The sequence below is a fragment of the Vibrio xiamenensis genome (assembly GCF_900100015.1).
Taxonomy (GTDB): Bacteria; Pseudomonadota; Gammaproteobacteria; order Enterobacterales; family Vibrionaceae; genus Vibrio; species Vibrio xiamenensis.
In genome coordinates this window covers 31,528-56,222 of sequence record NZ_FNDD01000018.1, presented here as the reverse complement: position 1 = coordinate 56,222, position 24,695 = coordinate 31,528, and the positions used below count along the sequence as shown (strand labels likewise).

General features: G+C 49.5%; 27 protein-coding genes. 6 read left to right on the top strand and 21 right to left on the bottom strand.

Going from position 1 to position 24,695, the window contains the following annotated elements:
• Both BLS03_RS14885 and BLS03_RS14880 read left to right on the top strand, forming a co-directional pair.
• Complete coding sequence (locus BLS03_RS14885; protein WP_093275542.1) at nt 1–309, top strand: 4Fe-4S dicluster domain-containing protein; 309 nt, start codon at nt 1–3, stop codon at nt 307–309.
• Between the two features lie 120 nt (nt 310–429).
• A complete protein-coding gene (locus tag BLS03_RS14880) occupies nt 430–1,014 on the top strand; it encodes a nitrogen fixation protein NifQ (protein ID WP_093275540.1) in 585 nt (194 codons plus the stop codon).
• A 166-nt stretch (nt 1,015–1,180) separates the two neighbouring features.
• Here BLS03_RS14880 and BLS03_RS14875 read toward each other — a convergent pair whose 3' ends face one another.
• A complete protein-coding gene (locus BLS03_RS14875; protein ID WP_093275538.1) occupies nt 1,181–1,774 on the bottom strand; it encodes a P-loop nucleotide/nucleoside kinase family protein in 594 nt (197 codons plus the stop codon).
• Between the two features lie 293 nt (nt 1,775–2,067).
• Between BLS03_RS14875 and BLS03_RS14870 the strand changes: the two genes are divergently transcribed.
• From BLS03_RS14870 to BLS03_RS14860, 3 genes are all read left to right on the top strand, one after another.
• A complete protein-coding gene (locus tag BLS03_RS14870; protein ID WP_093275536.1) occupies nt 2,068–2,544 on the top strand; it encodes a peptide-methionine (S)-S-oxide reductase in 477 nt (158 codons plus the stop codon).
• A 349-nt stretch (nt 2,545–2,893) separates the two neighbouring features.
• Nucleotides 2,894–4,669 carry a purine-cytosine permease family protein gene (locus tag BLS03_RS14865; RefSeq protein WP_093275534.1) on the top strand — a complete coding sequence of 592 codons (1,776 nt, stop codon included), beginning with the start codon at nt 2,894–2,896 and terminating at the stop codon, nt 4,667–4,669.
• A gap of 228 nt (nt 4,670–4,897) precedes the next feature.
• The gene (locus BLS03_RS14860) at nt 4,898–5,659 is read left to right on the top strand and encodes a DUF481 domain-containing protein (protein WP_093275531.1); all 762 of its coding nucleotides are present in this window, start codon (nt 4,898–4,900) and stop codon (nt 5,657–5,659) included.
• Between the two features lie 13 nt (nt 5,660–5,672).
• Here BLS03_RS14860 and BLS03_RS14855 read toward each other — a convergent pair whose 3' ends face one another.
• The 4 genes from BLS03_RS14855 to BLS03_RS14840 form a co-directional block, all read right to left on the bottom strand.
• Nucleotides 5,673–5,909 (bottom strand): thioredoxin family protein, encoded by a 237-nt coding sequence (locus tag BLS03_RS14855; RefSeq protein WP_093275529.1) that lies wholly within the window; start codon nt 5,907–5,909, stop codon nt 5,673–5,675.
• A gap of 10 nt (nt 5,910–5,919) precedes the next feature.
• Nucleotides 5,920–6,924, bottom strand: a complete 1,005-nt coding sequence (locus tag BLS03_RS14850; protein WP_093275527.1) for a permease — start codon at nt 6,922–6,924, stop codon at nt 5,920–5,922.
• Between the two features lie 116 nt (nt 6,925–7,040).
• Complete coding sequence (locus tag BLS03_RS14845) at nt 7,041–7,625, bottom strand: sigma-70 family RNA polymerase sigma factor (RefSeq protein WP_093275673.1); 585 nt, start codon at nt 7,623–7,625, stop codon at nt 7,041–7,043.
• 61 nt (nt 7,626–7,686) lie between these two features.
• Nucleotides 7,687–8,799: an NADH:flavin oxidoreductase gene (locus BLS03_RS14840; protein WP_093275523.1), complete on the bottom strand. Its 1,113-nt coding sequence runs from the start codon at nt 8,797–8,799 to the stop codon at nt 7,687–7,689.
• Between the two features lie 325 nt (nt 8,800–9,124).
• Here BLS03_RS14840 and BLS03_RS14835 point away from each other — a divergent pair, with 325 nt between their 5' ends.
• Entirely contained in the window at nt 9,125–9,670 is a 546-nt protein-coding gene (locus BLS03_RS14835) for a cytochrome b (RefSeq protein WP_093275671.1), read from the top strand.
• Nucleotides 9,671–9,756: 86 nt separating this feature from the next.
• Here the strand turns inward: BLS03_RS14835 and modC are convergent, their stop codons facing one another.
• The 16 genes from modC to nifK all read right to left on the bottom strand — a co-directional run bounded on the left by modC (nt 9,757) and on the right by nifK (nt 24,669).
• On the bottom strand, nt 9,757–10,827 hold the full coding sequence (gene modC, locus BLS03_RS14830; RefSeq protein WP_093275520.1) for a molybdenum ABC transporter ATP-binding protein: 1,071 nt from the start codon (nt 10,825–10,827) through the stop codon (nt 9,757–9,759).
• Nucleotides 10,820–11,503, bottom strand: a complete 684-nt coding sequence (gene modB / locus BLS03_RS14825) for a molybdate ABC transporter permease subunit (RefSeq protein ID WP_093275519.1) — start codon at nt 11,501–11,503, stop codon at nt 10,820–10,822. Before modB ends, modC begins: the two co-directional genes overlap by 8 nt.
• A gap of 36 nt (nt 11,504–11,539) precedes the next feature.
• The gene (gene modA, locus BLS03_RS14820; protein ID WP_093275516.1) at nt 11,540–12,292 is read right to left on the bottom strand and encodes a molybdate ABC transporter substrate-binding protein; all 753 of its coding nucleotides are present in this window, start codon (nt 12,290–12,292) and stop codon (nt 11,540–11,542) included.
• A 338-nt stretch (nt 12,293–12,630) separates the two neighbouring features.
• A complete protein-coding gene (locus BLS03_RS14815) occupies nt 12,631–13,512 on the bottom strand; it encodes a peptidylprolyl isomerase (protein WP_093275513.1) in 882 nt (293 codons plus the stop codon).
• Between the two features lie 8 nt (nt 13,513–13,520).
• A complete protein-coding gene (locus BLS03_RS14810; protein WP_245696706.1) occupies nt 13,521–13,997 on the bottom strand; it encodes a nitrogen fixation protein NifZ in 477 nt (158 codons plus the stop codon).
• Nucleotides 13,990–14,292: a nitrogenase-stabilizing/protective protein NifW gene (locus BLS03_RS14805; protein ID WP_176765607.1), complete on the bottom strand. Its 303-nt coding sequence runs from the start codon at nt 14,290–14,292 to the stop codon at nt 13,990–13,992. Before BLS03_RS14805 ends, BLS03_RS14810 begins: the two co-directional genes overlap by 8 nt.
• A 10-nt stretch (nt 14,293–14,302) precedes the next feature.
• Complete coding sequence (nifV, locus tag BLS03_RS14800) at nt 14,303–15,466, bottom strand: homocitrate synthase (RefSeq protein WP_218122012.1); 1,164 nt, start codon at nt 15,464–15,466, stop codon at nt 14,303–14,305.
• A 204-nt stretch (nt 15,467–15,670) separates the two neighbouring features.
• A complete protein-coding gene (gene nifS, locus BLS03_RS14795) occupies nt 15,671–16,903 on the bottom strand; it encodes a cysteine desulfurase NifS (RefSeq protein ID WP_093275505.1) in 1,233 nt (410 codons plus the stop codon).
• Nucleotides 16,896–17,822, bottom strand: coding sequence for a Fe-S cluster assembly protein NifU (gene nifU / locus BLS03_RS14790; protein WP_093275502.1), 927 nt, complete (start codon nt 17,820–17,822; stop codon nt 16,896–16,898). Before nifU ends, nifS begins: the two co-directional genes overlap by 8 nt.
• A 275-nt stretch (nt 17,823–18,097) precedes the next feature.
• Nucleotides 18,098–18,364, bottom strand: coding sequence for a ferredoxin III, nif-specific (gene fdxB, locus BLS03_RS14785; protein ID WP_093275500.1), 267 nt, complete (start codon nt 18,362–18,364; stop codon nt 18,098–18,100).
• Nucleotides 18,365–18,480: 116 nt separating this feature from the next.
• Complete coding sequence (locus BLS03_RS14780) at nt 18,481–18,954, bottom strand: NifB/NifX family molybdenum-iron cluster-binding protein (RefSeq protein ID WP_093275497.1); 474 nt, start codon at nt 18,952–18,954, stop codon at nt 18,481–18,483.
• A complete protein-coding gene (gene nifN, locus BLS03_RS14775; protein WP_245696705.1) occupies nt 18,951–20,339 on the bottom strand; it encodes a nitrogenase iron-molybdenum cofactor biosynthesis protein NifN in 1,389 nt (462 codons plus the stop codon). The genes BLS03_RS14780 and nifN overlap by 4 nt, the downstream gene beginning before the upstream one ends.
• The gene (nifE, locus tag BLS03_RS14770; protein WP_093275492.1) at nt 20,339–21,778 is read right to left on the bottom strand and encodes a nitrogenase iron-molybdenum cofactor biosynthesis protein NifE; all 1,440 of its coding nucleotides are present in this window, start codon (nt 21,776–21,778) and stop codon (nt 20,339–20,341) included. The genes nifN and nifE overlap by 1 nt, the downstream gene beginning before the upstream one ends.
• Nucleotides 21,779–22,120: 342 nt before the next feature.
• The gene (locus tag BLS03_RS14765; protein WP_093275490.1) at nt 22,121–22,789 is read right to left on the bottom strand and encodes a dinitrogenase iron-molybdenum cofactor N-terminal domain-containing protein; all 669 of its coding nucleotides are present in this window, start codon (nt 22,787–22,789) and stop codon (nt 22,121–22,123) included.
• Between the two features lie 24 nt (nt 22,790–22,813).
• The gene (gene nifT, locus BLS03_RS14760) at nt 22,814–23,038 is read right to left on the bottom strand and encodes a putative nitrogen fixation protein NifT (protein WP_093275487.1); all 225 of its coding nucleotides are present in this window, start codon (nt 23,036–23,038) and stop codon (nt 22,814–22,816) included.
• A gap of 59 nt (nt 23,039–23,097) precedes the next feature.
• Complete coding sequence (nifK, locus tag BLS03_RS14755; RefSeq protein ID WP_093275485.1) at nt 23,098–24,669, bottom strand: nitrogenase molybdenum-iron protein subunit beta; 1,572 nt, start codon at nt 24,667–24,669, stop codon at nt 23,098–23,100.
• Between the last annotated feature and the right edge of the window lie 26 nt (nt 24,670–24,695).

Here is a 24,695-nt window from a genome sequence, read left to right as displayed (position 1 = left end):
ATGGATATGACGATTACTGACCTGTGTACCGGATGTCACGCTTGTTACAGCGTTTGCCCGAACAAAGCGATTTACAAAACCGTTGATGAAACGCCACTGTTTGCGATTCATTCTAAACGTTGTAACGGCTGTGAAGGGATTCACGACCAAAAGCAGTGCGCCAGCATTTGCCCTATTGAGGAAGCAATTTTGTTCAAAGGTAAGCCGCTGAATCCCAAAGGCAGCTTAGCGCCGATGGCGGCACTGAAACCATTTTTTGCCTCATTGAGCAGCAAACCTCAAGTCAATGAATCCCAGCTCAATAAGTAGCGGTAAAATTTGATAAATCAACGCCAGTGGCGGGTTAAACCGGCACTGGCACAGATCATTTCAAGACTAAGCATTTCAAGGCTAGGTATTTAAAAAGTAAGCTATTTCAAGGAGGATGCTATGGGAACCCCGATTGCAGAATTGGCCGTCACACCAATCGATAACTACCGCTGGCAAGAGCAGAAGATATGGCGCGCGCTGCTGGCTGGCTTTATCACTGGGCGCACTGCCCTGCCCACTTATATGGGGCTGAAAGCGGAAACCTTTGCCAAGCTTAAAGCGCAGATGATTAACGAGGCAGAGTTTGAAGTTAGCACTCAGCAAAAACAGCTTTATAGCCAAACTCAGCGGCTATTTGCTGAACTTATCGCCGGACGTGCCAGTGAACGCGACGACCTGTTTCGCTTATTAATGGATCACGCCAATACCGAGCTGAACTGGTACAAAGAAGTGGCTTGGGTTTTGTCCAACGCCAGCATGAGCTCTTACCATTTGTGGCAAAGCTTAGGGCTGGATGAACGGCCAACGCTCGGACGTTTGATTGGCTTTTATTTTCCGACCCTGCATGCGGGTAACGTCAACAATATGCGCTGGAAACGTTACTTCTACAAACAGCTGTGTGAACGCGGCGGCGATTATGTGTGTAAAGCGCCAAACTGCAATCAATGCAGCAGCTTTAAAGAGTGCTTTATTGATAGCCCATAGCCAAGCACCTTTACCCTTGATACCATGCGAGCCATTGCATTCAGACCACTTTCAAACAATTAGCATGCAAACGTGACCAACAATAAAAACGGGCCATAAGGCCCGTTGGTCGTAACGATAAAGACATCGTGCAAAGCTTACCAGTGTAGCTGAGCGCGCAGCTTCATCATTCGCTGCGGTTTTCCAAAATGGGAATAATGCGCGCCATCGAGGCTTGATACTCTTCATCGCTGGAATTTTGAAACACCAGCAGATCGTCAACGATGTCTGGATTATCTAGGCTTTCTGGAATCGCAAAATTTACCCCTGCAATGTACTCGTCCCAATGTTCCAGTTTCCAAGTATCGCGGTCTGAGTTGCGATCGATCATGCGCTGCTTAACCACGTCGACATCGGTTTCAACCCAAACGATGGTCAAACGCGCGTCTTTTTCCAGTAGCTGCTGTTTTAGGTTATCAACGTACTGGCTATCGCGAATTTCACGAGTAAACGGCGCATTAATCAATACCGTATCTTCGTATTCTAACGCTTCCATCGCCAGTGCCAGCGTGGCATCGTATTCGTAATTACGAATGTGCTCTTCAAAGAAATCGGAGCTGCGATTAACCTCTTGATTGGCCACTTTGAAAATCTGATGTGACAACACAATCAAGGTGTCTTTATCAAGATACACCACATGCTTTAATGCCTTAGCCAATTGCTTGGAAATGTAAGTTTTGCCACTGGCTGGCGGCGACGTGACGAGAATAAGTCGTTTCATCACAGGCTCCTTTAAAAGTTATCTACTGCCATCATTCAACCGCGGCATTTTTACCGCTTCAATGCCCACCGAGAGGATTAGAATTCGGCTAAGAGTTGAGAATCAACAGCAAAACTAATCCGAGTTTGCGGGCTTAAGTACTCAAGCCCGCCGATTTGTTGAGTATCACACCAAATTGCAAATAAGCGAATCTGCGAGCTGAATTCTTCATCAGCAAATCACAACCGGGATTCATTCATCACACGCTCATGTTACACTGCGCGCCATCATCACCGACTGACAGGCTCTTCATCATGGAAGAAATTTTTCTCGCCGGCGGCTGCCTCTGGGGCGTACAAGAATTTATTAAATACGTGCCAGGCGTTATCGAAACGGAAGCTGGCCGCGCCAACGGCACCAGTCATCACACTCAAGGTGAATACGATGGTTACGCGGAATGTGTACGGATTATGTTTGATCCACAAGTTATCAGCGTCGAATCCTTGATCGATCATCTGTTTGAAATCATCGACCCATACAGCATTAACCAGCAAGGTCAAGATCAAGGCGAAAAGTATCGAACGGGTATTTATAGCCGAAATTCACAGCATTTAGACGCAGCTAAGTACCATATCGGCGCACGAGAAGATGCCGATAAAATCGCTCTAGAAGTGCTGCCACTCAATAATTTTGTGCCTAGCGATGCGGAGCATCAGCACCATTTAAGCCGTCACCCAGAGAACCACTATTTGTGTCATATTCCCTGGTCGCTGCTACATAAATACAAGTAAAAACCTTCCCTCTATTAGCTATTCATTGAATATATAACGCCGACTATCGAGACAGTAATTCATACTCCTTTTGCAGCAACATTTTTCTAAATGTTACCTTTTACTAAACATTAAGGACTAAACTTGCCATACGCTGTCCGGTTGTTTTGTTACGAAAATTCCCTTAAGGTAAATAAAAAATTATAAATTTTTAGTCGGCAGTTGCAACGAAAAAAAGGGTTTTTCGCGCAACCTCAACCACTCAGGAGAACCTCAACGTTCCGGTACAGCCAACCTAGTGACATGTAAATTTCGCTCTCTGAACGAGCGAAAATTTTTGCCGACTAAATGATGTTTGGAGTCTTTGTTAATGGAACAACCAATACCAAATCACACCGCTCAACCTAGCCCCAAAGCCCGTAGAAGGCACTTGCGTAGCGCCATTCCTCCAGCGGCTCATCACGTGCGCGGCTGGCGTTATTTCGCTGGACTTTTCGGCGGCGAACACATCGCAGCAACCGAGTTTGTCATCGGTGTCACCTTCGTTACCATGGGAGTCGGGACCACCGAATTATTGCTAGGCTTACTTATCGGTAACCTTTTGGCCGTCGCCAGTTGGACCTTGGTCACCACCCCGATTGCCGTCGAAACCCGCCGTTCACTATTTAAATATTTAGAACAGATCACCGGCCCCTATTTCAGCAAAATTTATAACAGCGCGATTTTATTGTTTTACGGCTCGCTTGCTGCGGCCATGATTACCGTTTCCGCCTACGCGGTACGATTCGCGCTCAACCTACCGGTTCAACTTGAAGCTTACCCAACCTCAATTGCGTTTATCATCGTCACTTTACTGCTCGCAGCTGTGGTGGTAATTGTTGCGGCGCGCGGATTTGAGGCGATGGCTAACTTCGCGACTATCTGCTCACCTTGGATGTTGACTTGTTTTGTCTGCGGCGCCCTGGTCGCACTGCCCACCTTAGCACTGCATGTCACCGGCGAAACGGGCATCAGCAGCTTTAGCGAATTTCTTAATGTCGCCAAGCAAAGCATTTGGACTGGCGTAACTCCAGATGGCGAGCCAGGTATTTCCACTTGGGAAGTGGCGGCGTTTGCTTGGGCCAACGGCGCTATGGTGCACCTTGGTTTGATTGATATGGCGACGTTCCGTTTTGCCCATCGTAAGTGGTACGGCGTGTTTTCCGGTATCGGAATGTTTCTCGGTCACTACATTGGCTGGATTTCAGCAGGTCTAATGGGCGCTGGCGCTGCCGTTTTGGTCGGCCATTCGCTCATCTCACTCGACTCTGCTGACGTGGCATTTGCCACTTTAGGTTACATCGGCCTTGGCGCAGTAATTTGCGCCGGCTGGACCACCGCCAATGCGTGTTTGTATCGCGCTGGTCTTGCCGCGAGCGCACTGATGCCATCGATGACCCGCAGCCGCGTTACCGCCATTATTGGTGTAGTGATTGCCATCGCTGCATGCTTTCCGTTTGTTGCCCAATCGGTCATGCCACTCACGGTCTACGGCGCGATTTTACTCTCTCCCGTCGGCGCAATTACGATCGCTGAGCATTATCTGCTGCCCAAATTGGGTATGACGCGCTACTGGTCTCGCTACCTTGGGCAAAAACTCAACCTTGCCGCGCTCTTAGTATGGGGAGTCGCGCTGGCGTTTGCGGTATTAATGATGGCCAGCAATGCCATGAGTTTTTATTTTATCTTCGTCCCTGAATACGTGATTGCGCTGGTGCTCTACCCGATCGCTGCTCACTTTATGGGCGCGCGCGATTCATGGCCTGCAGATGAAACCCTGCAAGCAGAGCGAGAGCAAGTACTGATTGAATTTGAGCGTCAGCGCTTACTGCAAGAGCAAAATGACGATTACCAAGTCGTTGACCCAACCGATACTCATACCGCAAGAATGGCGAAAATCTTGTTAGTCGGCGCCGGTGGTATTTTGGTATTTATGATTGCTCTAGCCTTTCGCTTGGTCTACAGCACACCCGCTGCTGAACTTATGCCAACCATGCAGCAAGACTATTTTTTTACCGCTGCGGCGCTGACATTTGCTTATTTTGTTCTGGCGATGGTGGCAATGCGCGTCACTGACGGGCCAGGCCAAGACGAAACCAGTGACTAACGTCATTGGATGCAACTCTATTCGCTGCAACGCTCGGTTTAACCTTAGGGTGAACCGAGCGTTACCATTTACCATACTCTAACCTATTGACCCAACACGCCAATCTTGCACTCAAGACATAAATTTAGCCAATCAATCTCCAACCTTGTATTGACCTCAGCATTACTTGCATCTGACAACCTATATGACCTTTTTATTAAGGTGAATACAAAAATAGGAGTCATTAATATGAAAAGATATCTCGTCAGTGCGGCGCTACTTTCCACTCTCAGTTGCAGTTATGTTTATGCCGATACCGGCAGTGCTAAATCCGGCGACAAGGACGATCAAGATAAGTTGAAAACCGGCACCAAAGTCGGGCTGTTTTATTCAAAAACCACTAACACATCGATGTCATTTAACTCTTCGCTGTGGTTGACCTATAAACCTAGCGAGTGGGAACATGAAGCCAAGTTTAATACCTATTACACCGATTCAACCGATGAAGATGAAGGCACCAACAAGTACTCGCTGTATTACAAAGCCAGTTATGACTTAGGTAAAGCCATCGCCGGATACGTTGAGAATGAGTACGAACACAACCAATATGAGACCTATCGTCAAAGCTATACGTTAACCACAGGTTTGGCGTACAAGATCATCGATGAAAAACAGACCAAGCTGGAATTTGGCCTTGGTCCTGGTTATCGCTATACCAAACGCCAAGACAACGATGAAGACTACCCAAGTAAAGAGACCAATGAAATCATCGCTTCGAGCTATTTAAAGGGGGAAAAGAATCTCAGTAAAACCTTTTCGGTTGGCGGCGGAGGTAAAGTCGAATACGGTGACTCCAATACTCAATACACCGCCGATGCATTTTTGAAAAACACCCTGATGACCAACCTGGCTCTGGTGGTCGACACACAATACATCTACAACACCGAAGTAGCCTCCACCAAGAGCAACGACGAGCTCTACAGCACCTTAAGCTTAAGTTACGACTTCTAACCCACTTTAGGGTTTATTCTTTCAGCCAAGCTAACACCAACTCAGGTTTGGGCACCGAACCTGAGTGAACCACCTGCCCATCCATCACCACCGCTGGCGTCGACATCACGTTGTACGCCAGAATGGCTTCCATGTCGCTGACTTTGCTGACGTCAACCTCCACATCGCATTGCTGAGCTAATGTTTCTATCAGTTTGGCGGTGTTAACGCAGTTACTGCAACCAGATCCTAATACTTTGAAATGTTTCATAATACTTCTCCTAAAATGACCAAATTGAGGCGTTGAATATCCAGCCCACCAAGGTAAATGCCACCAGCAACATGACAAGTAGCAGCCCCAATAAACGCCACTGCATCACTTGTTTTAGCATCACAAACTCAGGAATACTCACCGCAACCGTACTCATACAAAATGCCAACGTCGTTCCCACTGGTAAGCCATTGATTAATAGACTTTCCATTATCGGAATCACGCCTGTTGCATTGGAATAGAGTGGAATACCAAGCACCACAGAAGCTGGAACGGACCACCACTGCCCAGCGCCCAAATGCGCTTGCAACCAGCCATCAGGCACAAAACCATGTAACCCAGCACCAATACCAACCCCAATCAATACCCATTTCCATACTCGGCCAACGATGGTTTGCAGTTCATCAAGCGCAAATTGATGGCGCTGAGCCAAACTCACCGTTGCTGGACTTACCGACCGCGGACTTGACGCATGGCGTACCGAACGCTGCTGGCTTAGCTGCGTGGCTTTGACCGCCACTGGTTGTAACCAGCGCTCTGCTCTTATTGTGTCAAGCCACCAACCGCTCAGCACACCTATCGTTACCCCGACCGCGACATACAACACCGTGAATTGCCAGCCCAGCAAGCCAAATAGCAGTAACACCGCAACTTCATTGACCAGTGGCGAGGTAATCAAAAACGCCATGGTGATACCCAGTGGAATACCTGCCGAAGTAAATCCGAGGAACACAGGAATACTGGAGCAAGAGCAAAATGGTGTGATGGCGCCAAAAAAGCTGCCGGTCAAATAGCCATACCAGCGCCTTTTGCCGGCTAAATAATCACGCACAGTTTCGACATTAAGCGAAGCGCGCAGCAACGCAATCACATAGATCATCACCGTCAGTAACAGCATAATCTTACTGCTATCTTCGATAAAGAAATGCACCGCATCGGCCAATTTCGAATCCATTGGAAGCGCAAATATTCGATAGGTCAGCCAATCTGCCAACCAAGTAAAAATAACGAACATGATTTTGCCTTTACCTTAATGTGCAGACCGCGGCTGCGCATTCATCCCGATATATTAGTAAGACGAGAACGACACCTAAAAGATGCACATTTTTTGGTGTTGCGAGAGATATTTCGCTAAGGCACTGAGATAGAGGAGTTTGAATCAAGCGTGTCGGAATAAAAGCAGCACACGCGCTGCTGCTCGTCGAAACGAATATGACACTGAGTTTTTAAGATCTGTTTGAGTTTTTTACGAGCGCGCTGAATGCGCGACTTGGTCGCCGGCAACGTTAAATGGTGGGTATTGGCGAAAGCCTGCTGCGCCACGCCAGCTAAATCGCATTGCTGAATAATTTCCCGCTCAGCAACGCTTAATTGCAGCAGCGCTTTGGGCAAGCACTGCGCCAAACTGTCGACAGCAGGACGCGCCAGAGTTTCAGGCGCTAGGCTTAAATCGTCGGGTACAGGAACAAAGGTGGGTTTTCTCAGCTCATCAACCAACAAATTTGACGCCACGCGATACAGCCAAGCGCGCTGATTTTCAATATCGCAAAACGCTTTACCGCGCTGCAAAGCGCGCAAAAAGGTCTCTTGCAGCAGATCAAAACTCAGCTCCGCATCGCCGGATTGCTTTAGCAACCAGTGATAAAGTTGAGATTCAGAAAGGTGCCAGGTTTCAAGTAAACATGGCACCGCTGCGGTTGTTTTTTCTGAGTTCATCACCATTTCATCGCTTACAGAGCGCACTGTGAGAACGGATTATCGCCTAGTCGGTTCGAAATCACATACTCGCAAGCGCCGCTTTACGCTGCTTGTTGGTCACACAGAAATTGCCACGCTTAGTGCGACATTTTGAGCAGCGCTCACATTCCACTGGCGTGCGATCGCCAGATTTCCAGCGCGCAATCAGGTTTGGCTCAGACAATAACGGTCGTGACAGCGCAAAATATTCAATCTTGGTTGTACTCGCAAGGCGTTCAATCGCTTCGATGTCGGTTAAGCCGCCAACGGTGATAACCGGAATGTCGATATCTTGGCTAACCACATCGCCATATTGATGAAAGTAACCTTCTTGTTCAATGGTGTAACCGTCATGTTCTTCACCCACCATAGTATCGGCCTTAGCGTGAATGTTACCCGACAGCACAATCGCATCGACGCCGATTTCCGCTAGCTTGCGACAAATCACTCGCGTCTGTGCAAACGTGAGTCCACCGTCAAAAAACTCCGTCGCGGTTAATTTAACCAGAATTGGAAAATCCGAACCCACCTCGGCGCGAATCGCGGCATAAATTTCGAGTAGAAAACGCATACGATTGTCTAGGCTGCCGCCATATTTATCGTCACGCTGGTTGTAATAAGGGCTTAGAAACTGGTTGATCAAATAGGTGTGCGCGGCATGAATCTCAACGCCATCAAAACCGGCTTGCTGCGCGCGGCGACTGGCTTTGGCAAAAGCATTCACAATGTAATCAATGTCTTGCTGCGTCATCGCTTGGCCTTGCGTTTGCGTGCCACGTTCCGGCACCTCACTTGGCGCAAAAATAACGCGCTCGCCAAGATTGTAGGTCGTTTTTGTCCCACCATAGGCCAATTGCATCACAATGCTGGAATCATAGCGGTGCACCATGTCAGTAAGTTTTTGATATTCTGCAATAAAACTATCGTCATACATGCCCATCATACCAGCGTTAGGCTTTTCTTCGGCGACGATATTGGCGTATCCGGTGACGATCATCCCCACCTCACCTTGCGCGAGTTCTTGATAAATCGCGTACAACTTATCGGTCATATGGCCAGTGTCTGTCGCCATGTTCTCCCATGTCGCGCTACGCACGAAACGGTTTTTCAGGGCCATGGTTCCAATACGGGTTGGGGCAAATAGCGTGCTCAAATCTTATCCTCTACAACGGCGGTCTATCTAACGCCAAGATTAACCGCATTAAAGGCAACAATCTTTAATCTAGATTAAGCCAAGGTCATAACACGCAGCGCAAACAGCATTTGATTGAATTATCTATGCGATTCCCATCAATAAGACACGGACGTATTGGGCTGTTTTCCTTGTGAGCAAAGCTTACTTTATATGCAACACCAGACATTTCTATAACCAAACCCTGTCACTACGCTAATAAAACAATTTATCGAATACTGCACTATAACCACTAAATTTATAAGGAAAATTCATTCTTAATGATGACATGCGGCGCACTAATGATATGAAAACTGAATATTACGATCCCCTAAGCCAATTTTTTCACTGGGTAATGGCCGTGGTCATTATCTATGCCTCAATTGCCGGTTTTGGCATGCATCTGGTCGAAGACAACCATCCCCTGCACTCTTTTTTATCCATTTTGAATATGTCTTTGGCAACCATTGGCGCGTTGATTTTCATCGCTCGCTACGTCTGGAAGTATTTTCGCCAGCCGCCGCAACTGCCTGATTCGATGTCGCGCAAACATAAAGCCGCAGTCAAACTGTCTCACTCGCTGCTATATGTGACCATGGCGGTAGTGTTTATCAGTGGATTTTTAATGCTTGAGGAAGATTACAGCTTCTTTTGGCTATTTAAGATTCCCAACCCGATCTCCAACCCCGACATCAATGCGTTCTTTTTGGTGATCCATCGTGCCGCCTGCGTTTCACTCAGTGTGCTGTTTACACTGCATATCTTCGCGGTTCTGAAACATCATTTTTTCGGTCGCGATAATGTACTGCGCTCAATGACGCCACGCAGTCTAAGATCCAAAAAACAAGCCTAAATTTCGAAAAGTTACCTGCTATAAATTCACCACTCTGAACGTGTAATTTATGGCAGGTAAGCAATATCCTCATCATCCAAACCTTTTTAACACACTGCTACCGCTTTAATTTGTGCCCATACGCCCATGCCCTGTTGTAGATCCAGCAAGGTTGCTGAACGTTTAGTAATTTGTGCTTTCAGCGTTTCGTCGTTGGCAAGCATCAAGTCAAGCAACGCATCACTTGGGTGAGAGGTCAGGTCAATATGACGAATGGTGACGGGCAAAATATTCAAAATCGATGAGGTCAATGAAGGCTCAAGAGTAATACTCACATCGGAAGCGATAATTTCACAGCGTACTCGTTCGCCAAGCTTGGCGCGCTGGTCGGTGAGATACAAACTGACATCGCGGTTTTCAACTTCAATTACGCCATCATGCTCTTTGGCCGTCACTTGCATATCCAGCACCGTGGAGCGGGTTTGATGGGCGCCCGCATGGTGAATCAAACCACTTAATAAATGACGGACTAAACCTTGTTGTTTCACCCGCCCATGCTCCAATACCACTAAGTGATCGGCAAGTTTGGCCACCTCACTGACACTGTGAGTGACATAGAGTATCGGCAATTTGAGCTCGCGGGTTAAGCTCTCCAAATACGGCAAAATCTCCTGCTTACGACTGTCGTCAAGCGCCGATAACGGCTCATCCATCAACAGCAATTTAGGCGATGTCAGCAAAGCGCGCGCAATCGCAATACGCTGCTTTTCACCGCCCGACAAATGATCAACACGGCGCTTTAGCAAGTGGGCAATACCGAGCAATTCACATATCACGCCCTGCTCTATACGCTGCTTATTCGCCGCTAAACGCTTGTAGCCAAACAATAAGTTGCGCTCGACATTAAGATGGGAAAACAGCGTTGGCTGTTGAAATACAAAGCCGATATCGCGCTGATAAGGCGGAATAAAGTAGCGTTCATCGTGCGATTGCCACAGAGTTTCGCCAATACTGACATGGCTTTTGGGCAACCGATTTAGCCCGGCAATGGCGCGCAAGCAAGTGGTTTTGCCACATCCTGATGGGCCAAACAGCGCGGTTACGCCGGTAGTCGGCAAAGACAAATCGACCTGCAGGCGATAATCGCCATAGTGCGCGTTTAATTTAGCGTTAATCATGTTGGTCGCGCCTTTGATGAAGATGATTCAAACCATGGACACCCATCAGAGCGGCAAATGAAAATACCAGCAGTAATAAAGACATCGCATGCGCCTGCTGGTATTCCATCGCTTCCACTAAGTTGTAGATCTCAACCGACATCACGCGCGTTTTACCGGGCATATTGCCGCCAATCATCAGCACAACGCCAAACTCACCGAGGGTGTGGCAAAACCCGATGATCGCGGCAGAAAAAATGCCCGGCCACGCCAGCGGCAAAGCCACTTCCCAAAACACATGAAACGGCGAGCAGCGCAGGGTTGCCGCAGCTTCAAACGGTGCTTTACCTAGGGCTTCAAAGGTATTGCGCAGCGGCTGAACCACAAACGGAAACGAATGAATCACGCACGCCACGACTAAGCCTGCAAAGCTAAACGGCAAGGCATCGATCCCCAGCTCTTTTAAGCCGCGACCTAAATGGCTATTTGGACTAAACAGTAGCAACAAATAGAACCCCAGCACGGTCGGTGGCAGCACCATAGGCAGCGTCAAGACACTGGCAACCGCACCTTTCCACTTCGAGCGGGTTTGCGACAACCACCAAGCGATAGGAATGCTCAGCACCAGTAGCCACAAGGTGACCACCAGCGCCAACTTCAAGGTTAAGCCAACCACCGTCCAATCTGGCAATACCATAAGTACAAATTCCCTAATGTACGAATGACAGCGCCACTAAGACGATGCACTGGCTGGCAAATAGCCAAACTGGTGAGTGATGGTTTGACCATCTGACGAGAGAATGTAATCAAGAAACGCTTTGGCCGCCGCGCTGTGCTGGCTACTTTTAATCACCACGGCATCTTGCATAATTGGCGCATAACTCTCTTGCGGCACCATCCAGTACGAACCAGATTTCACCTCGCCGTTTAAAAACACTTGTGATAACGCCAAAAAGCCCAGCTCAGCATTGCCAGAATCGACAAATTGATAGGCTGCGCCTACCCCTTTGCTGAACACAATTTTGGGTTCAACGGTCTGATACACTTTGTAATATTGCATCGCTTGCTGAGCTGCCAAGCCGTAAGGTGCGAGTTTAGGATCGGCAACCGCAATGTGTTGATACCCATCAGAGCTAAGCACTTTGCCGTTGTCATCAACTAAGTCTTTTTGTGGTGACCACAGCACTAACACGCCACGGACATACGTGGTCGGCGCATCGGCAAAGGCCTTATCGGCGAGCATTTTCGGCCGCACTTGGTCGGCGGCAAAAAACAGGTCAAAGGGCGCACCATTCATGATCTGTGCGGCCAGTTGCCCAGTGGAACCGGTGGAAATATTGATCGTGACATCGTGACTTTTGTTGTACTGCGCCACCAAGGTCTTCATCGGTTGGAAAAAGTTGTTCGCAACGGCGACGGTGATGGTTTCTGCCTGCGCAGAAACACTTAAGATGCACGCCAGCATGGCTACGCCAATTTTATTCATGTGGTACTCCTTTACCCTTAAAAGCGCTCAAAGCGCGTAATTTATGATTATCGATTTCCCTATTTGAAGTGCTGACGACACTGAGTGATGAGACGCTTTTATGATTAAAATGTGATTGATTAAGCGCTCAAAAATGTAACTCGTACCTGTGAAAAAAGTACCTGCGAAAAGAGTCCCTGCGAAAAAAAGTACCTGCCAAAAAATAATACCTGTGAACAAAAGCACCTACGAACCAGAGTACCTCCGAGAACAAGCGCTCTTGGCGCTCTTGTCTTCCTTATCCGTGGAAGACGCGCTTCGAGTTTACGCCAATTCGACTGCTGGTCTATTTTCGCCCATTATTTGATCGCACTTTGAGTGCTGCGGCGGCGCAAATTTTCGATCCACTGCTTTTGCAAATAACGTTGAGCACGTTCGGTGTGCAACTGCTCGATGGAAGGTAAAGCTTCATCAAAACTCGCTACTCGCGCGGCTTTTTCTTCATGGCACAACACCAAGTGAAAACCCGCTTCGGTTTCAATGGGCGCGCTGACGATATTGTGCGGCAACCATTGCAGCACCGACTCAATCTCACCAAACAATTTGCCCGCCTCACACCAACCTAAATTGCCGCCTTCCAACGCGCTGGGACATTCAGAGTTTTTCAGCGCCAACTGCGCGAAATTATCGACGTTGGCCTCGCGGTACAAATTCTTAATTCGGCTTTGCACCACCGGGCGAGTATTGTCGCTAAAGTCATTATTGACGGTGATTAGAATATGGCTGACTTTCCACATTCGTAAACGGGAAAATTTATCCAAATGCTTGTAGTAATACTGACGCGCCATGGTTAAATCCAATGGTGGTACATTTGCCGCAACTCGCTCAAGCACTTGCTCACACAGTAAATCTTCGCGCAGACACGCTTCGATGCTGGCGCGAGTTAACATGTGCTTATTCATGGTGAGATGAAACTGCGCTGCATCGCCGCACTGCTCCATCAGTTTATTGATCGCCTGGTCGACATCTTGTTCACTGATATGCACAATCGCCGATTCCGCGCTGTGGCAGATAAGGGTTTGAATTTGTGACAGCGCTTTGGCATCGACCATCACTTTGCTGTACTCACTGCGACTGAGCTGATCTGGGTTGACGCCAAACTGCTGCAACGCCAATTTGATCAGCAGATATTGCTGACGCTTAAGCGTAAAGTCGTCCTCACGGTTTAATGTTGATGTCATACTTCACCTCACTGCATTCCTGGTTGGTAAGCCTTAGCGGCTTCATCTTTACGAATCGCCGATAAATCCAACCACACCCAAAGCTTATCAACCAACACCTGAACTTTGACTTTGCCTGTGGTTAAATCTCTATCAAATTCGATCACTTCTGCTTGCTGGCCTTTGTGGGCAAACACTTCGCCCTGATGGGCCAAGTGCTTGGTCAGCACCACTTGTTCGGTGCGATAAAACGGGTTGGGCTGCCAAGGCAAACTGGCGTCGATCACCTCTTTGTTGCGCACCCCGATTTGGCGATCAAGCGTGGGGAAATACACCTGATAAATCACCTGATCTTGCAAGAAATAACCGATGCTGCGCACCACACCCACTGCGCCAGCATCAATCAGTAAATCGCCTTTTTCCTTGCCAAATACGGTGCCGTCATTGCGAATATTGCGCACCACCCGCACTTCATCGCCGATTTCAAAACGAATGCTTTCACTCACAACACGCTCCCTCTTCACTGCTGGTTTCGCACTCATGGCAGCCGCCGCAGCGCATCTCAAGCGCAGGTACAGAATCCCCTTTCACCACGCCACAATAGGCTTTGACTAAAGCTTGCTGATAGCTGCGATAAGTGCGCCCTTGTTCGTCATCGGGCAACATGGCTTGAAATAAACGCAGCAATGGCACGCGCTGCTTTTGCATGATGTCAACGTCGTACCCCACACCGAAGTAGTCAAAAAAGTCTTCAATGGACAGCAGATCATCGATGTCATCTGGGTGAATAATGTCGTCCATATTGACCTCCTTACGCTGCGGCCAGCGCTTGCTGAAGCAGTTGCAGTAACTCGGCGTCCGACGGCGTACGTTTATTGGTTTCACACCAAGCCCGCAGCGCGGCGAGAAAATGCGGTTGCTGAGCATCACTCACCGCCATACCGCGTTGATTGAGTAGTGTCATGACCGCTTTGCGCCCTGAGTGTTTACCAAGCACCAATTGATGCTGGCGCCCAACAAGCTCTGGCGCAAACCCCTGATAATTCGCAGGATCTTTCAATAATCCATCAACATGGATGCCCGACTCGTGGGAGAACACCTTAGCGCCAACAATCGGCTTATGTTCCGCAACTTGCTGTCCAGAAAAGCTTTTAGCCAGTTCGCAAAGCGCGGGCAACTTGGCTAAATCGACGCGAATATCGGCGTGATGCATCACGGAGGCGGCGACGCACACCTCTTCAAGCGCCGCATTACCCGCGCGTTCGCCAAGGCCGATCAAAGTGGTATTGACTGAGTGAACCCCGGCTTGAATCGCCGCCAGTGAATTAGCGGTAGCCAGCCCTAAGTCGTTGTGCGCGTGCATCTCCCATTCAATACTGGCGTGTGAGACGAGGTGATGCACGCGGCTAAAGGTTTCAAACGGGTCCAAAACGCCAAGCGTGTCGGCAAAGCGCATCCGCTTAGCGCCAGCGATTTGCGCCATATCCGCCATAAACAGCATGTCCGACATTTCAGCGCGTGAGGCGTCTTCAAACCCAACCGAAACTTTAAAGCCATGTTGCACTGCGCTGCGCACCACATAATCGATGCGCGCCAACACTTGACCAAGGCTAAGCCCAAGTTTGCTCATTTGTTGCTGACGAGAGGCGGGAATCGACAAATTGATCCAATCCAAACCCAAACCTAAGCTGGCTTTGAGATCGTTTTCCGACATTCGAGCCCAGCCCATTAACTGGCTGTCGGTGACGGCGCTGCGAATCGCTTGCATGGTTTGGCGCTCACTCTCGCCCATCGCCGCAATGCCGATTTCAAGCTCCTGCACACCCGCGGCGCTGAGTTCACGGGCGAGTTGCACCTTCTCCTCAAGGCGAAACGCCACGCCTGGGCTTTGCTCACCATCTCGTAGTGTGGTGTCGTTGATCACCACTTCACGTAGGTCAGATAACTTTCCGTGTTGCATTAACGCTTGCTCCATGTTGCGTCCCTCCATTTATTCGCCCAAGCACTGACTGCTCAACATCTGACGTTGCCGTGCGGCGGTTATTGTTGGTAATTGATTGCTTCCATTCGCTTTATTGGCGATTTTTTATCGATACTTACTTTTCGCTAGATACTGACTTTCCGCTAAATAATTGCTTGTCGCTAAAAGTACTGGGCTAGCCGGCCATCACTCATCACTCTAGCCATACACAGGTTCAAAGGACTGCAAATCCCCTTGCTGAGTGTCATTGTTCCAATATGGCGACAGCGTGCGTAGCCGTTCGACAATCGCTGGCAATTTCTCTATCACTAAATCGACATCCGCTTGCGTGGTGAATTTCGACAATGAAAAACGCAGCGTGCCGTGCGCGGCGGTAAATGGAATGTCCATCGCGCGCATCACGTGTGAAGGCTCTAATGATCCCGAAGTACACGCAGAGCCAGAAGACGCCGCCACACCACATTGGTTGAGCAACAGCAACAACGCTTCACCTTCAACAAATTCAACCGCGATATTGGTGGTGTTTGGTACGCGATAATCAACATCACCGGTGATGAAGCTGTTAGGAATCGCAGCCAGCAAACCTTTTTCCAACCGATCGCGCAGCGTCATAATGGTTTCGGTATTTTCACGCATGGAGATCATCGCCAACTCCGCCGCTTTACCTAAGCCAATGATTGAAGCCGCATTTTCGGTACCCGCACGGCGACCGCGTTCTTGGTGTCCGCCGCGTAATAAAGGACGAAAACGAGTGCCACGGCGCAAATACAAGGCGCCAACCCCTTTCGGCGCATGGAATTTGTGTCCGGATAGCGACAACATATCAATGCAGCTACGATGAACTTCGTACGGTACTTTGCCCGTCACTTGCACCGCATCAACGTGAACCTGAATCCCGTAATGACGCGCTTGCTGAGCGAGCATTTCGACGGGGAATAGCGTGCCAGTTTCGTTATTGGCCCACATGATCGACATCACCGCGACGTTGTGACTCAAGGCTTTATCAAACGCTTTTTGATCCAAGCGACCTTTGCGGTCAACGCTAATCCAATGCACTTTGTAGCCTTTGCGCTCAAGGTATTGGCACAGCGACAACGTTGCCGGATGTTCCACCACTGTGGTGATGATCTCTTTGCGCTCTGGCTGCGCTTCCAGCGCAGAAAGAATCGCGGTCGCGGTCGCTTCGGTCGCCGATGAAGTAAACACCACTTCTGAGGAATATTTGGCGCCGATTAACGCCTGAACTTGCTCGCGCGCCACTTCCAATGCTTTACCGACTTGCGCGCCAACTTGGTGAATCGACGATGGGTTACCGTAAAACTCATCTAAGTAAGGAATCATTGCATCAAGAACCGCCGGGTCGATACGGGTGGTGGCATTGTTGTCTAAATAGGCGAATTTGCTGGTGCTTTCTGCGGTTGAGCTAGACATGATATGCGCCCTCTTTTTGAGTTTTATCTTCCACTTGCACTGGGAACACAGTGATCGAGCGTTTGAGTTTCATACTGACTTTGGTTTCGATGCCATGCACTGTCATGCCTGCAAGACCGCAGCCGGTACATGCGCCGCGTAGCGTTACAAACAGCATGTCATTTTCAAAGTCGACCAACTCAATGTCGCCGCCATCGGCTTGAATCGCTGGGCGCGCGGCTTCAATTACTTCATTGATGATGGCCAGCTCTTGTTCAAACTGCTCTTTGGATGCACCGCTGGTTGGTAAGGTAGTGACATCAATGGATTGTGCGGCAACGGGTGATTTGGCCTTGGCTTTACTTGGCGCACTGGCCGCTAAGCACTCTTCCAGCACTAACTCGATTTTTTCATGGCAAGAGGAACAACCGCCGCCCGCTTTGGTGTAGTTGATCACCTCTTCCAAGCTGGTGAGATGGTTATCCGCCACCACTTTACGAATCAGCACATCGTCGATGGCAAAGCACTTACAAATCAGCTCGCCCTCTTCATGGTGATCATCGAGTGTCTCGCCGCGATAATCGGCAATAGCAGCTTCTAGTGCTTCCATGCCCATCACTGAACAGTGCATTTTTTCTGGCGGCAAGCCATCGAGGTAATCGGCGATATCTTGGTTGGTAATGCTTTTCGCTTCATCGAGGGTTTTGCCGATGATCATGGTAGTCAGCGCTGATGATGATGCAATCGCGCTGCCGCAACCAAAGGTTTGAAATCCCGCATCTAAAATGGTGTCGGTATCAGGGTCGACTTTGAGCGTTAAGCTCAATGCATCCCCACAACTGATTGACCCTACGTCTCCTTTCGCATTGGCGTTTTCGACCACCTTTGCGTTATTTGGGTTAAAGAAGTGCTGCTTCACTTTTTCTGAATAATCCCACATAAGCTCTCCTTGGGTGTCGGTCTGAACAAATCGTTTGTCTGTTCCTTGAGTTGTGAAATTAAGGTTGCAAAGAGCAATCCACTCTTTTCATATAAATTAAGCTGTTATTTTTTAAGCAGTTGTTTGATCCAATGTCACAAAAACAACAAGGCTTGAAGCGGACAATTGTCGGGAATGTGACAGTTTGTTGCCAAAAAAACGACAAACGCCGCAAATTGCGGCGTTGGATTAAAGGCGGTATGAATCCGCTCATGGCTGGCGATTCGCGCCTGCGATTAAGCGGTAAATGAATGGCACTTTTTACTGCACACGCTCGCGCACGCCTGACAACCGATACAGTCGTCGCCGTTTTTGATCGTCATCACCATCATCACGTCATCTTCATCGTCGTCTTCCATGTCGGCCTCAATTAGGTCAAACACATCACGAGAACAGACTTTGAAACAACGTCCACAGCCGATGCAACTCTCCTCATCCAATCCATCGATAAAATGCGGTTTCCACTCGGTGCCGCCACGGGTATAACCCACCACATTGTCCATAGTTCACTCCTTTTTCATTGCTTCCATATTGGTAAAAAAACGGTTTCTATATCGACTCAAGCGCCGACGGCGATTTTTATCCACTTTTGTGGCACATCCTTAGCGGCTCGCAACACTCACCAAGGCTCATCGAGCAGCGAATCCAGATAGCTGTCGGCACCATCATCGCTGCGTGAGTCATGTTTTATTGCTCGCGTCATCCACCCGGCGGGTTGATGGTTAAGATCGTGTTCGATCTGCTGAAGCGATTCGCTGATTGATACGTCGTCATCGACGCGGATCGGAAACACTTGCTGGGCCAACAATTGGCGCAGCGCCGAGGCGCCGCAAGCGTTGCAATACACCGCATCACACTCTTTGAGCAAACTGACTTTATCCGGCAAGCGATTGTGTCCTTCGACCTGCTGCCCGGTAAATTCCAGCGCATCAAGCATTTGGTAACCCGAGTAGTCAACGCCGTAAATCAGAAAGGTGCGTGCGTGGCCGAAATGTTCATCGATCATCACTCGCGACCGCGTCGCAAAAGCCACTTTTAACAGCGGCGTAAACTCACTTGTCGCTGTCTCTAAATGCAGTTTGCGTACTGTCATAATGCCTCCACAGATTGAGTTTCAAATGTGTGATTGGGCGTCACTTGCTCAGCCGAGAAGTAGTATTGGCTGACGTGCGGCGTGACCTCATCGTGATGATTACGCAGCAATGCATTGGCAAACGCATACAGCCGTGAGCGCGCCCCTTCATAACCAAATTGCAAAATATCCATGTTGCCGAAGTGGTCGTAACACGGAAAACCCGCGCGAATCACCGGCACCTGCGGCTCGCATATCTGCGCGCAGTGTGAATTGCCCACCACCACATCGAAATGCTCAAGCTGCTCGGCCACCAGCGACAGATCGCCCACCAGCACATTGCTCAGCAAATAACGCTGAAACAGTTTGGCGGGCGCGGTGGTGACCACCAGCGGCAACTCAGCGCCAATTTCTTGCAGCAGTTGAATGTAGCCTTGCGCCAAATCCGGCTCGGCGGCGATTGCCACTTTGGCGCCGCTAAGTAAAAAGTGGGTATCCAGCATGGCGTCTAGCAAGCGCTTACGTTCGCGCTCAAACCACAGCGGTACGGGTTTACCGCTTAAGTGCGCCAGCCCATCGAGCAGATGGTCGGTGGCCTGAATGCCCATACCCAAACCGCAGCACACAAATGGAATACCAAACTGCTGCTTAAGCCATTTGGCGGCGGAATACATCGACTCGCCAATCACCAAGGTCATTGACGCCGATGACACCCGCCGCACTTGCTCAAGGGTAGTGCCACCAGTTGACGTGGCGCTAAAGTCGGCTTGATCTAAGTGGCCGTCGACGGATTCGGACAGATCGGGAAGAAAAATCGGTTCTAAATCAAACGCATCTAGATAGCGGCGCAGCAGGTCTAAATCGGCGGCGGTGGTGGCGACCGAGCACAGCACATTCACCAAATTCGCCTGCTTAGCCCGAGGCTGTGGCAGTGCGCACTGGCGCACCATAGCATCAACGAATTTAGCGAATCCGGTTTCCATGCTGCCTTTGAAATCCGGCGTCGCGACCGGCACAATTTCAATGTCCAAAAACTGCGGATACTGCTGCTGAAACAGTTTGACGGCGCGGTGAATGTCGCTGCCCTGCATTTCAGTCAAGCCAGTGGTAAACACCGCAATGCACTGCGGATGCTGTTTGTTAGCAAGGTTATACAAAGCCTGAACCAGGTTATCGTCCGCGCCCATCACCGCCGCAACTTGATCCACGGCGGTATTTTGCAGCGGAATCGGCTCGCGCAGATGTTGAATCAAATACACTTTGGCAAACGCGCTGCAACCTTGTGAGCCGTGCATCAACGGAATGGTGCCGTCAAAGCCCATTGCCGCCAGTGTCGCCCCTGTTGGTTGGCTAGTTTTTAGCGGCTGGGTGACCAGCGCTTTAGAGATGGTTTTTACTTCGCTCATCACATCACCTCCTTCATTGAAAATTGCACATCCAACATGTTTAGCACTACGTCGTCGCGAGTTTGACGCCAAACCGGAATACTATTGACGTGGCGCCAGATAGGACTCGTGAGAGTGCGTTTGAGCTCCTCGGCCAAGGTGATCATGCCTTCATAGCCGGCATAAGCGTGTTCACGCTCTTGGTTGATGTCCAAAAATGGCATTTTGGCCTTTAGCGCGGTGTACATGTTGCGCCCACCAGCGATCATGATGTCGGCATGGTGGTTGTAAGCAACGTCCAACAAATTACGCGCGCCGCCGGAGTCGAGCATCATGGCATCGTCGCCCATGATCTCTTGAATACGCGCCTTGTCGGCTTGGGTGGATTTTTTGGTGCCGGTCGCCACCACTTCAATGCCCAACTCTTGCAGTGCTGACACCACCGACCAAGATTTGACCCCACCAGTGTAAAGCAGCGCTCTTTTGCCGCTAAGCGCCGCTTTATAAGGTTCAAGCAGGCGTCGCACGCGAGTTTCTTCACGGGCAATTACCGCTTCAACATCGCGAGTAAGCTGAGCATCGCCGAGCAAACGGGCAAATTCGCGCAGCGCATGGGAGGTGTCTTCAATGCCATAAAAGCTGCCTTCAAACCATGGAATGTTCCATTTTTCGTTGAGCTTACGCGCGACGTTAATTTGCGCTCGAGAACACACCACCATGGCGGCATCGGCGCGGTGCATGGTCTGAATTTGGTGGAACTGAGTATCACCCGCCAAGCAGCACAATACGCGAATGCCAAGCTCCTCAAACAGCGGCGAAACATGCCAGAACTCACCGGCAATGTTGTATTCGCCAATCAGCACGATGTCGTGGACTTTACGACACGGATCGTTCGCCATCGCAGGCTTTTCTGGAGGCTCGGCGGTGCCGACGACTTTTTCCACCATCACTTCACCGGCAATGCGGTTACCCAGATTTTTGCTGCCATAAAAACCGGCGGCATCAATGGCGATTACCGGTTTATGCCAGCGCTTTTGCGCCAGTGCGCAAATTGCATCGACATCGTTACCTTCCAGCGCTGGCACGCAAGTGACATACACAAACACCGCCGGCGGATTGTGCGCTTCGATAAGCTCTTTAATTGCATGCAGCAAGCGCTTTTCGGCGCGCCCCATGATCACATCTTGCTCATTCAGGTCGGTGGTAAAACCGTAACGAAATAAGTTGGTGGCGGTGGCTTTGGTGCCGCGGTTATCCCAACTGTTACCTGCACAGGCGATTGGCCCATGCACTAGATGCCCGACATCGGCGATGGGTAACAGGCTGATTTGAGCGCCATCAAAGCTGCAACCCCCTGCGGTGGCGCCAGGTGTTGGACGAGCGCAGCCCTGTTTGTTACTGGTTTTGTTGTGCTCACATGCCGGTTCATTCTGCAGCTCTAAAATCTCTTTTTGTTTCATACTCGCCGCTCCTTTTGAGTAAAAACCTGTCCGTGTAAAAGACTTTTTATCGTTGATATACGCTGAATCTTATTGATGTTCAGACTGACTGACGTTCCCAGAGACCGGCTGACTAAGCTCAAACTGCACCGACTGGCGGTGACCGCTTTTGAAAACCGACTGACATCGCTTCCTCAATAGAACTGCTTGCAAAACCTGACCCATGATTAACTACATGTTTTTATTAATCTTTTATTTGAACACTTAGTAACAAGCCAACAATTTGTCGGGAAGGTGACAAAAAAAGAGCCTGCATGGCAGGCTCAAACTAGAAAGGACAATCACATGAATGGGGGGAGTGGATTAGGCAGGCAAGGGCTTACTGAGTTTATTGGCAAGCCATCTTGGGGGCGTACCCGCAATCACCGAGGACAGCTCTTCGAGCTGCTCGGCGCAGGCGCACGGTGTTTTGACTTTCACCGGATGCACGCCAGCGCGGGTGACTTTGGCAGCCGCTGGGCCGCCAATCGATAACGTAAACAACAAGTCACAGCCATTGAGCAAAGAGACCAGATACACGGAGCGCTCTTCGCCTTTTAACTCAGTATTGACCTCACGAACATCGATAAGTTGGTGCGCATCAGCCGTCACTTGATACACCAACATGCGCAGGCAAGAACCAAAGTGGCCATCAAGCTCTTGCTCGCGATTGGATGTCATGGCAACGGTGATGCTTGGCCCATCAAGGGAAGTCGCGCTCACCGCTTGCGGCGCATTAACTTCACCCACCGCTAAGCTGCACAGCGCTGCATGGGCACTATCAAGTTCAAAGCGGCTAAACTCACCGTCAAGTTTGGCCGCCATCGAACGCCATTTTTTCGGGCTCAAAGAGGTCAGCGACTCTTCGGTCAACGGCGTACCTAAATTGGTGGTCAGCAGCGCAAGCAGCGCTCTGACATTCAAACCGGGAAGCGCTCTGGCCGCAAGGCCGATACGCAGTGCCACGTGTTCACTTAGCGGACTGGATTCCATCTTTACCTCCTGTAGATGATAGACCTACGCGGCGGCGCGCAGTCGCCGCGCTCGCACCGAAATGGGAAAACTGGGTTTACCGGCAAAAGGTTCAATGTAGTAAGCCGCGCCGTTGGCTAGCTCAAGCTCACCACCCCATTTCTCGTCGCTTTCAAACTCAACATGAGTGATGTGTTCTTCTAAATCTTTCTTAGCCAGATACAGCGATAGCTGTCCTTGCTCTGTGTACTGAATCATGACGTTTGCCATAAATAGCTGTCTCCTAAACACACAGCCCCACACCGGTGTTCGGTGTGGGGCTGTTAAGATTATCGAACCAAATCAAAGCCGTAGTCGGTAACACCCATTTTCTTAGTGTCACGGTCTAGCTTGGCAAGAATTTCGTTGACTAAGGTCGTGAGCATCGACATCGCGCCTTCATAACCTAATGTGGTATCACGATGTAGGTGATGACGGTCGAAAATTGGGAAACCAATGCGCACTAATGGCACTTCAAACTCAGGCCCTTTTGTGAAGGTGTCACGTTCAATGAATTTACCGTAAGAGTTACCGATCATCAGATCAGGCTTCTCAGTAAACATCAACGAACGGAAATGCCATAAGTCTTTACCGATAAACACTTGCGCGTCTTTGGTGTAAGGCGACTCAGCGCAGATAGCTTCCATTTTCTTACGCCAGCGTTTGTTGGCATTATGACAAAGCACATGCTTCACTTCGCAGCCCAGTTCAGACAGGAACTTCACCATACCCATCAGATAATCTGGGTCACCGTAAAGCGAGATAGACACGCCGTGCAACCAAGTGTGTGAGTCGGTCATCATGTCCACTAAACGGCCGCGCTCTTTGACGATCTCTTCAGGAATCTCCTTGCCTGAAATCTCCGCCACTTTCATCACGAACTCGTCGGTCCAATCCAATCCCATCGGAATGTGCACATCAGGAACATCTTGCTCCCAAGTCGTCTTGATAAACTTGGTGCTTTTCACCGATTGATCCGGCTGCAAGAACAAGGTCGCTTTCGCGTTTGGCGCCTGTTTGACTTCCTCAATGGTGGTGCCGCCCGCGTACATGCGATATTCACCATCTGCTGGCGTATCCAGCACTTCAGATGGGTCACACAACATGGTGTATTCGACGCCCATTTGCTCCATCATGCGTTTGATCACACGATAGTTACCAAGGTAGGTTTCAAAGCCAGGGACGATGTTGATTGAGTCCTTGCTGCCCGCTTGGTTTTTGTCTTTATCGGCCAAAGTGAAGTAACGTAAAACCCCTTCTAACATGCCGTCCCAACCTGCCACATGACTACCGACAAAGCTTGGCGTATGTGCAAACGGAGTTGGAATTTCCGCCGGGATGTAACCTTCTTTCTTGGCGTTACCGATAAAGGCATTCAAGTCATCACCGATAACTTCCGCCATACAGGTGGTCGATACTGCAATCATTTCCGGTTTGTACAAGGCATAAGCGTTTTGTAGGCCAGCGAACATGTTCTTTTGACCACCAAATACCGCTGCGTCTTCGGTCATTGAGTCGGAAACGCACGCCACCGGTTCTTTAAAGTGGCGGTTAAAATAGGTACGAAAATACGCCACACATCCTTGCGAGCCATGCACATAAGGCAGGGTTTTCTCAAACCCGAGGGCACACAGCACACTACCAAGAGGCTGACACGCTTTCGCTGGGTCAATGGTGATGTGTTTTCGTTTAAAATTCAGTTCCTTGTACTCTTCTGTGGTAGTCCAGTCGAAAACTTCTTTGACTTTGGCTTCATCCACATGTTGTTCAAAACTCGATTGCTTTTTAGCAATCATGTCTTGGTATTCCGGCTGATTGAACAGCGGGAACCCTGGTTTTATTGCATCTACTTCTTGAGTCATAACGTTTCTCCTACCATGCCACTCAT

Bases quoted from the DNA above. Each gene is read 5' to 3' on its own strand.
- modB (WP_093275519.1), bottom strand. From the start codon at position 11,503: ATGGTATTGCCAGATTGGACGGTGGTTGGCTTAACCTTGAAGTTGGCG.
- BLS03_RS14880 (WP_093275540.1), top strand. From the start codon at position 430: ATGGGAACCCCGATTGCAGAATTGGCCGTCACACCAATCGATAACTAC.
- nifK (WP_093275485.1), bottom strand. From the start codon at position 24,669: ATGACTCAAGAAGTAGATGCAATAAAACCAGGGTTCCCGCTGTTCAAT.
- BLS03_RS14860 (WP_093275531.1), top strand. From the start codon at position 4,898: ATGAAAAGATATCTCGTCAGTGCGGCGCTACTTTCCACTCTCAGTTGC.
- nifN (WP_245696705.1), bottom strand. From the start codon at position 20,339: ATGAGCGAAGTAAAAACCATCTCTAAAGCGCTGGTCACCCAGCCGCTA.
- BLS03_RS14835 (WP_093275671.1), top strand. From the start codon at position 9,125: ATGAAAACTGAATATTACGATCCCCTAAGCCAATTTTTTCACTGGGTA.
- modA (WP_093275516.1), bottom strand. From the start codon at position 12,292: ATGAATAAAATTGGCGTAGCCATGCTGGCGTGCATCTTAAGTGTTTCT.
- BLS03_RS14850 (WP_093275527.1), bottom strand. From the start codon at position 6,924: ATGTTCGTTATTTTTACTTGGTTGGCAGATTGGCTGACCTATCGAATA.
- nifU (WP_093275502.1), bottom strand. From the start codon at position 17,822: ATGTGGGATTATTCAGAAAAAGTGAAGCAGCACTTCTTTAACCCAAAT.
- BLS03_RS14865 (WP_093275534.1), top strand. From the start codon at position 2,894: ATGGAACAACCAATACCAAATCACACCGCTCAACCTAGCCCCAAAGCC.
- BLS03_RS14870 (WP_093275536.1), top strand. From the start codon at position 2,068: ATGGAAGAAATTTTTCTCGCCGGCGGCTGCCTCTGGGGCGTACAAGAA.
- nifE (WP_093275492.1), bottom strand. From the start codon at position 21,778: ATGAAACAAAAAGAGATTTTAGAGCTGCAGAATGAACCGGCATGTGAG.
- BLS03_RS14875 (WP_093275538.1), bottom strand. From the start codon at position 1,774: ATGAAACGACTTATTCTCGTCACGTCGCCGCCAGCCAGTGGCAAAACT.
- BLS03_RS14805 (WP_176765607.1), bottom strand. From the start codon at position 14,292: ATGGACGACATTATTCACCCAGATGACATCGATGATCTGCTGTCCATT.
- nifS (WP_093275505.1), bottom strand. From the start codon at position 16,903: ATGTCTAGCTCAACCGCAGAAAGCACCAGCAAATTCGCCTATTTAGAC.
- fdxB (WP_093275500.1), bottom strand. From the start codon at position 18,364: ATGGACAATGTGGTGGGTTATACCCGTGGCGGCACCGAGTGGAAACCG.
- BLS03_RS14885 (WP_093275542.1), top strand. From the start codon at position 1: ATGGATATGACGATTACTGACCTGTGTACCGGATGTCACGCTTGTTAC.
- BLS03_RS14845 (WP_093275673.1), bottom strand. From the start codon at position 7,625: ATGAACTCAGAAAAAACAACCGCAGCGGTGCCATGTTTACTTGAAACC.
- BLS03_RS14780 (WP_093275497.1), bottom strand. From the start codon at position 18,954: ATGACAGTACGCAAACTGCATTTAGAGACAGCGACAAGTGAGTTTACG.
- BLS03_RS14765 (WP_093275490.1), bottom strand. From the start codon at position 22,789: ATGGAATCCAGTCCGCTAAGTGAACACGTGGCACTGCGTATCGGCCTT.
- modC (WP_093275520.1), bottom strand. From the start codon at position 10,827: ATGATTAACGCTAAATTAAACGCGCACTATGGCGATTATCGCCTGCAG.
- BLS03_RS14815 (WP_093275513.1), bottom strand. From the start codon at position 13,512: ATGACATCAACATTAAACCGTGAGGACGACTTTACGCTTAAGCGTCAG.
- nifT (WP_093275487.1), bottom strand. From the start codon at position 23,038: ATGGCAAACGTCATGATTCAGTACACAGAGCAAGGACAGCTATCGCTG.
- BLS03_RS14855 (WP_093275529.1), bottom strand. From the start codon at position 5,909: ATGAAACATTTCAAAGTATTAGGATCTGGTTGCAGTAACTGCGTTAAC.
- nifV (WP_218122012.1), bottom strand. From the start codon at position 15,466: ATGGAGCAAGCGTTAATGCAACACGGAAAGTTATCTGACCTACGTGAA.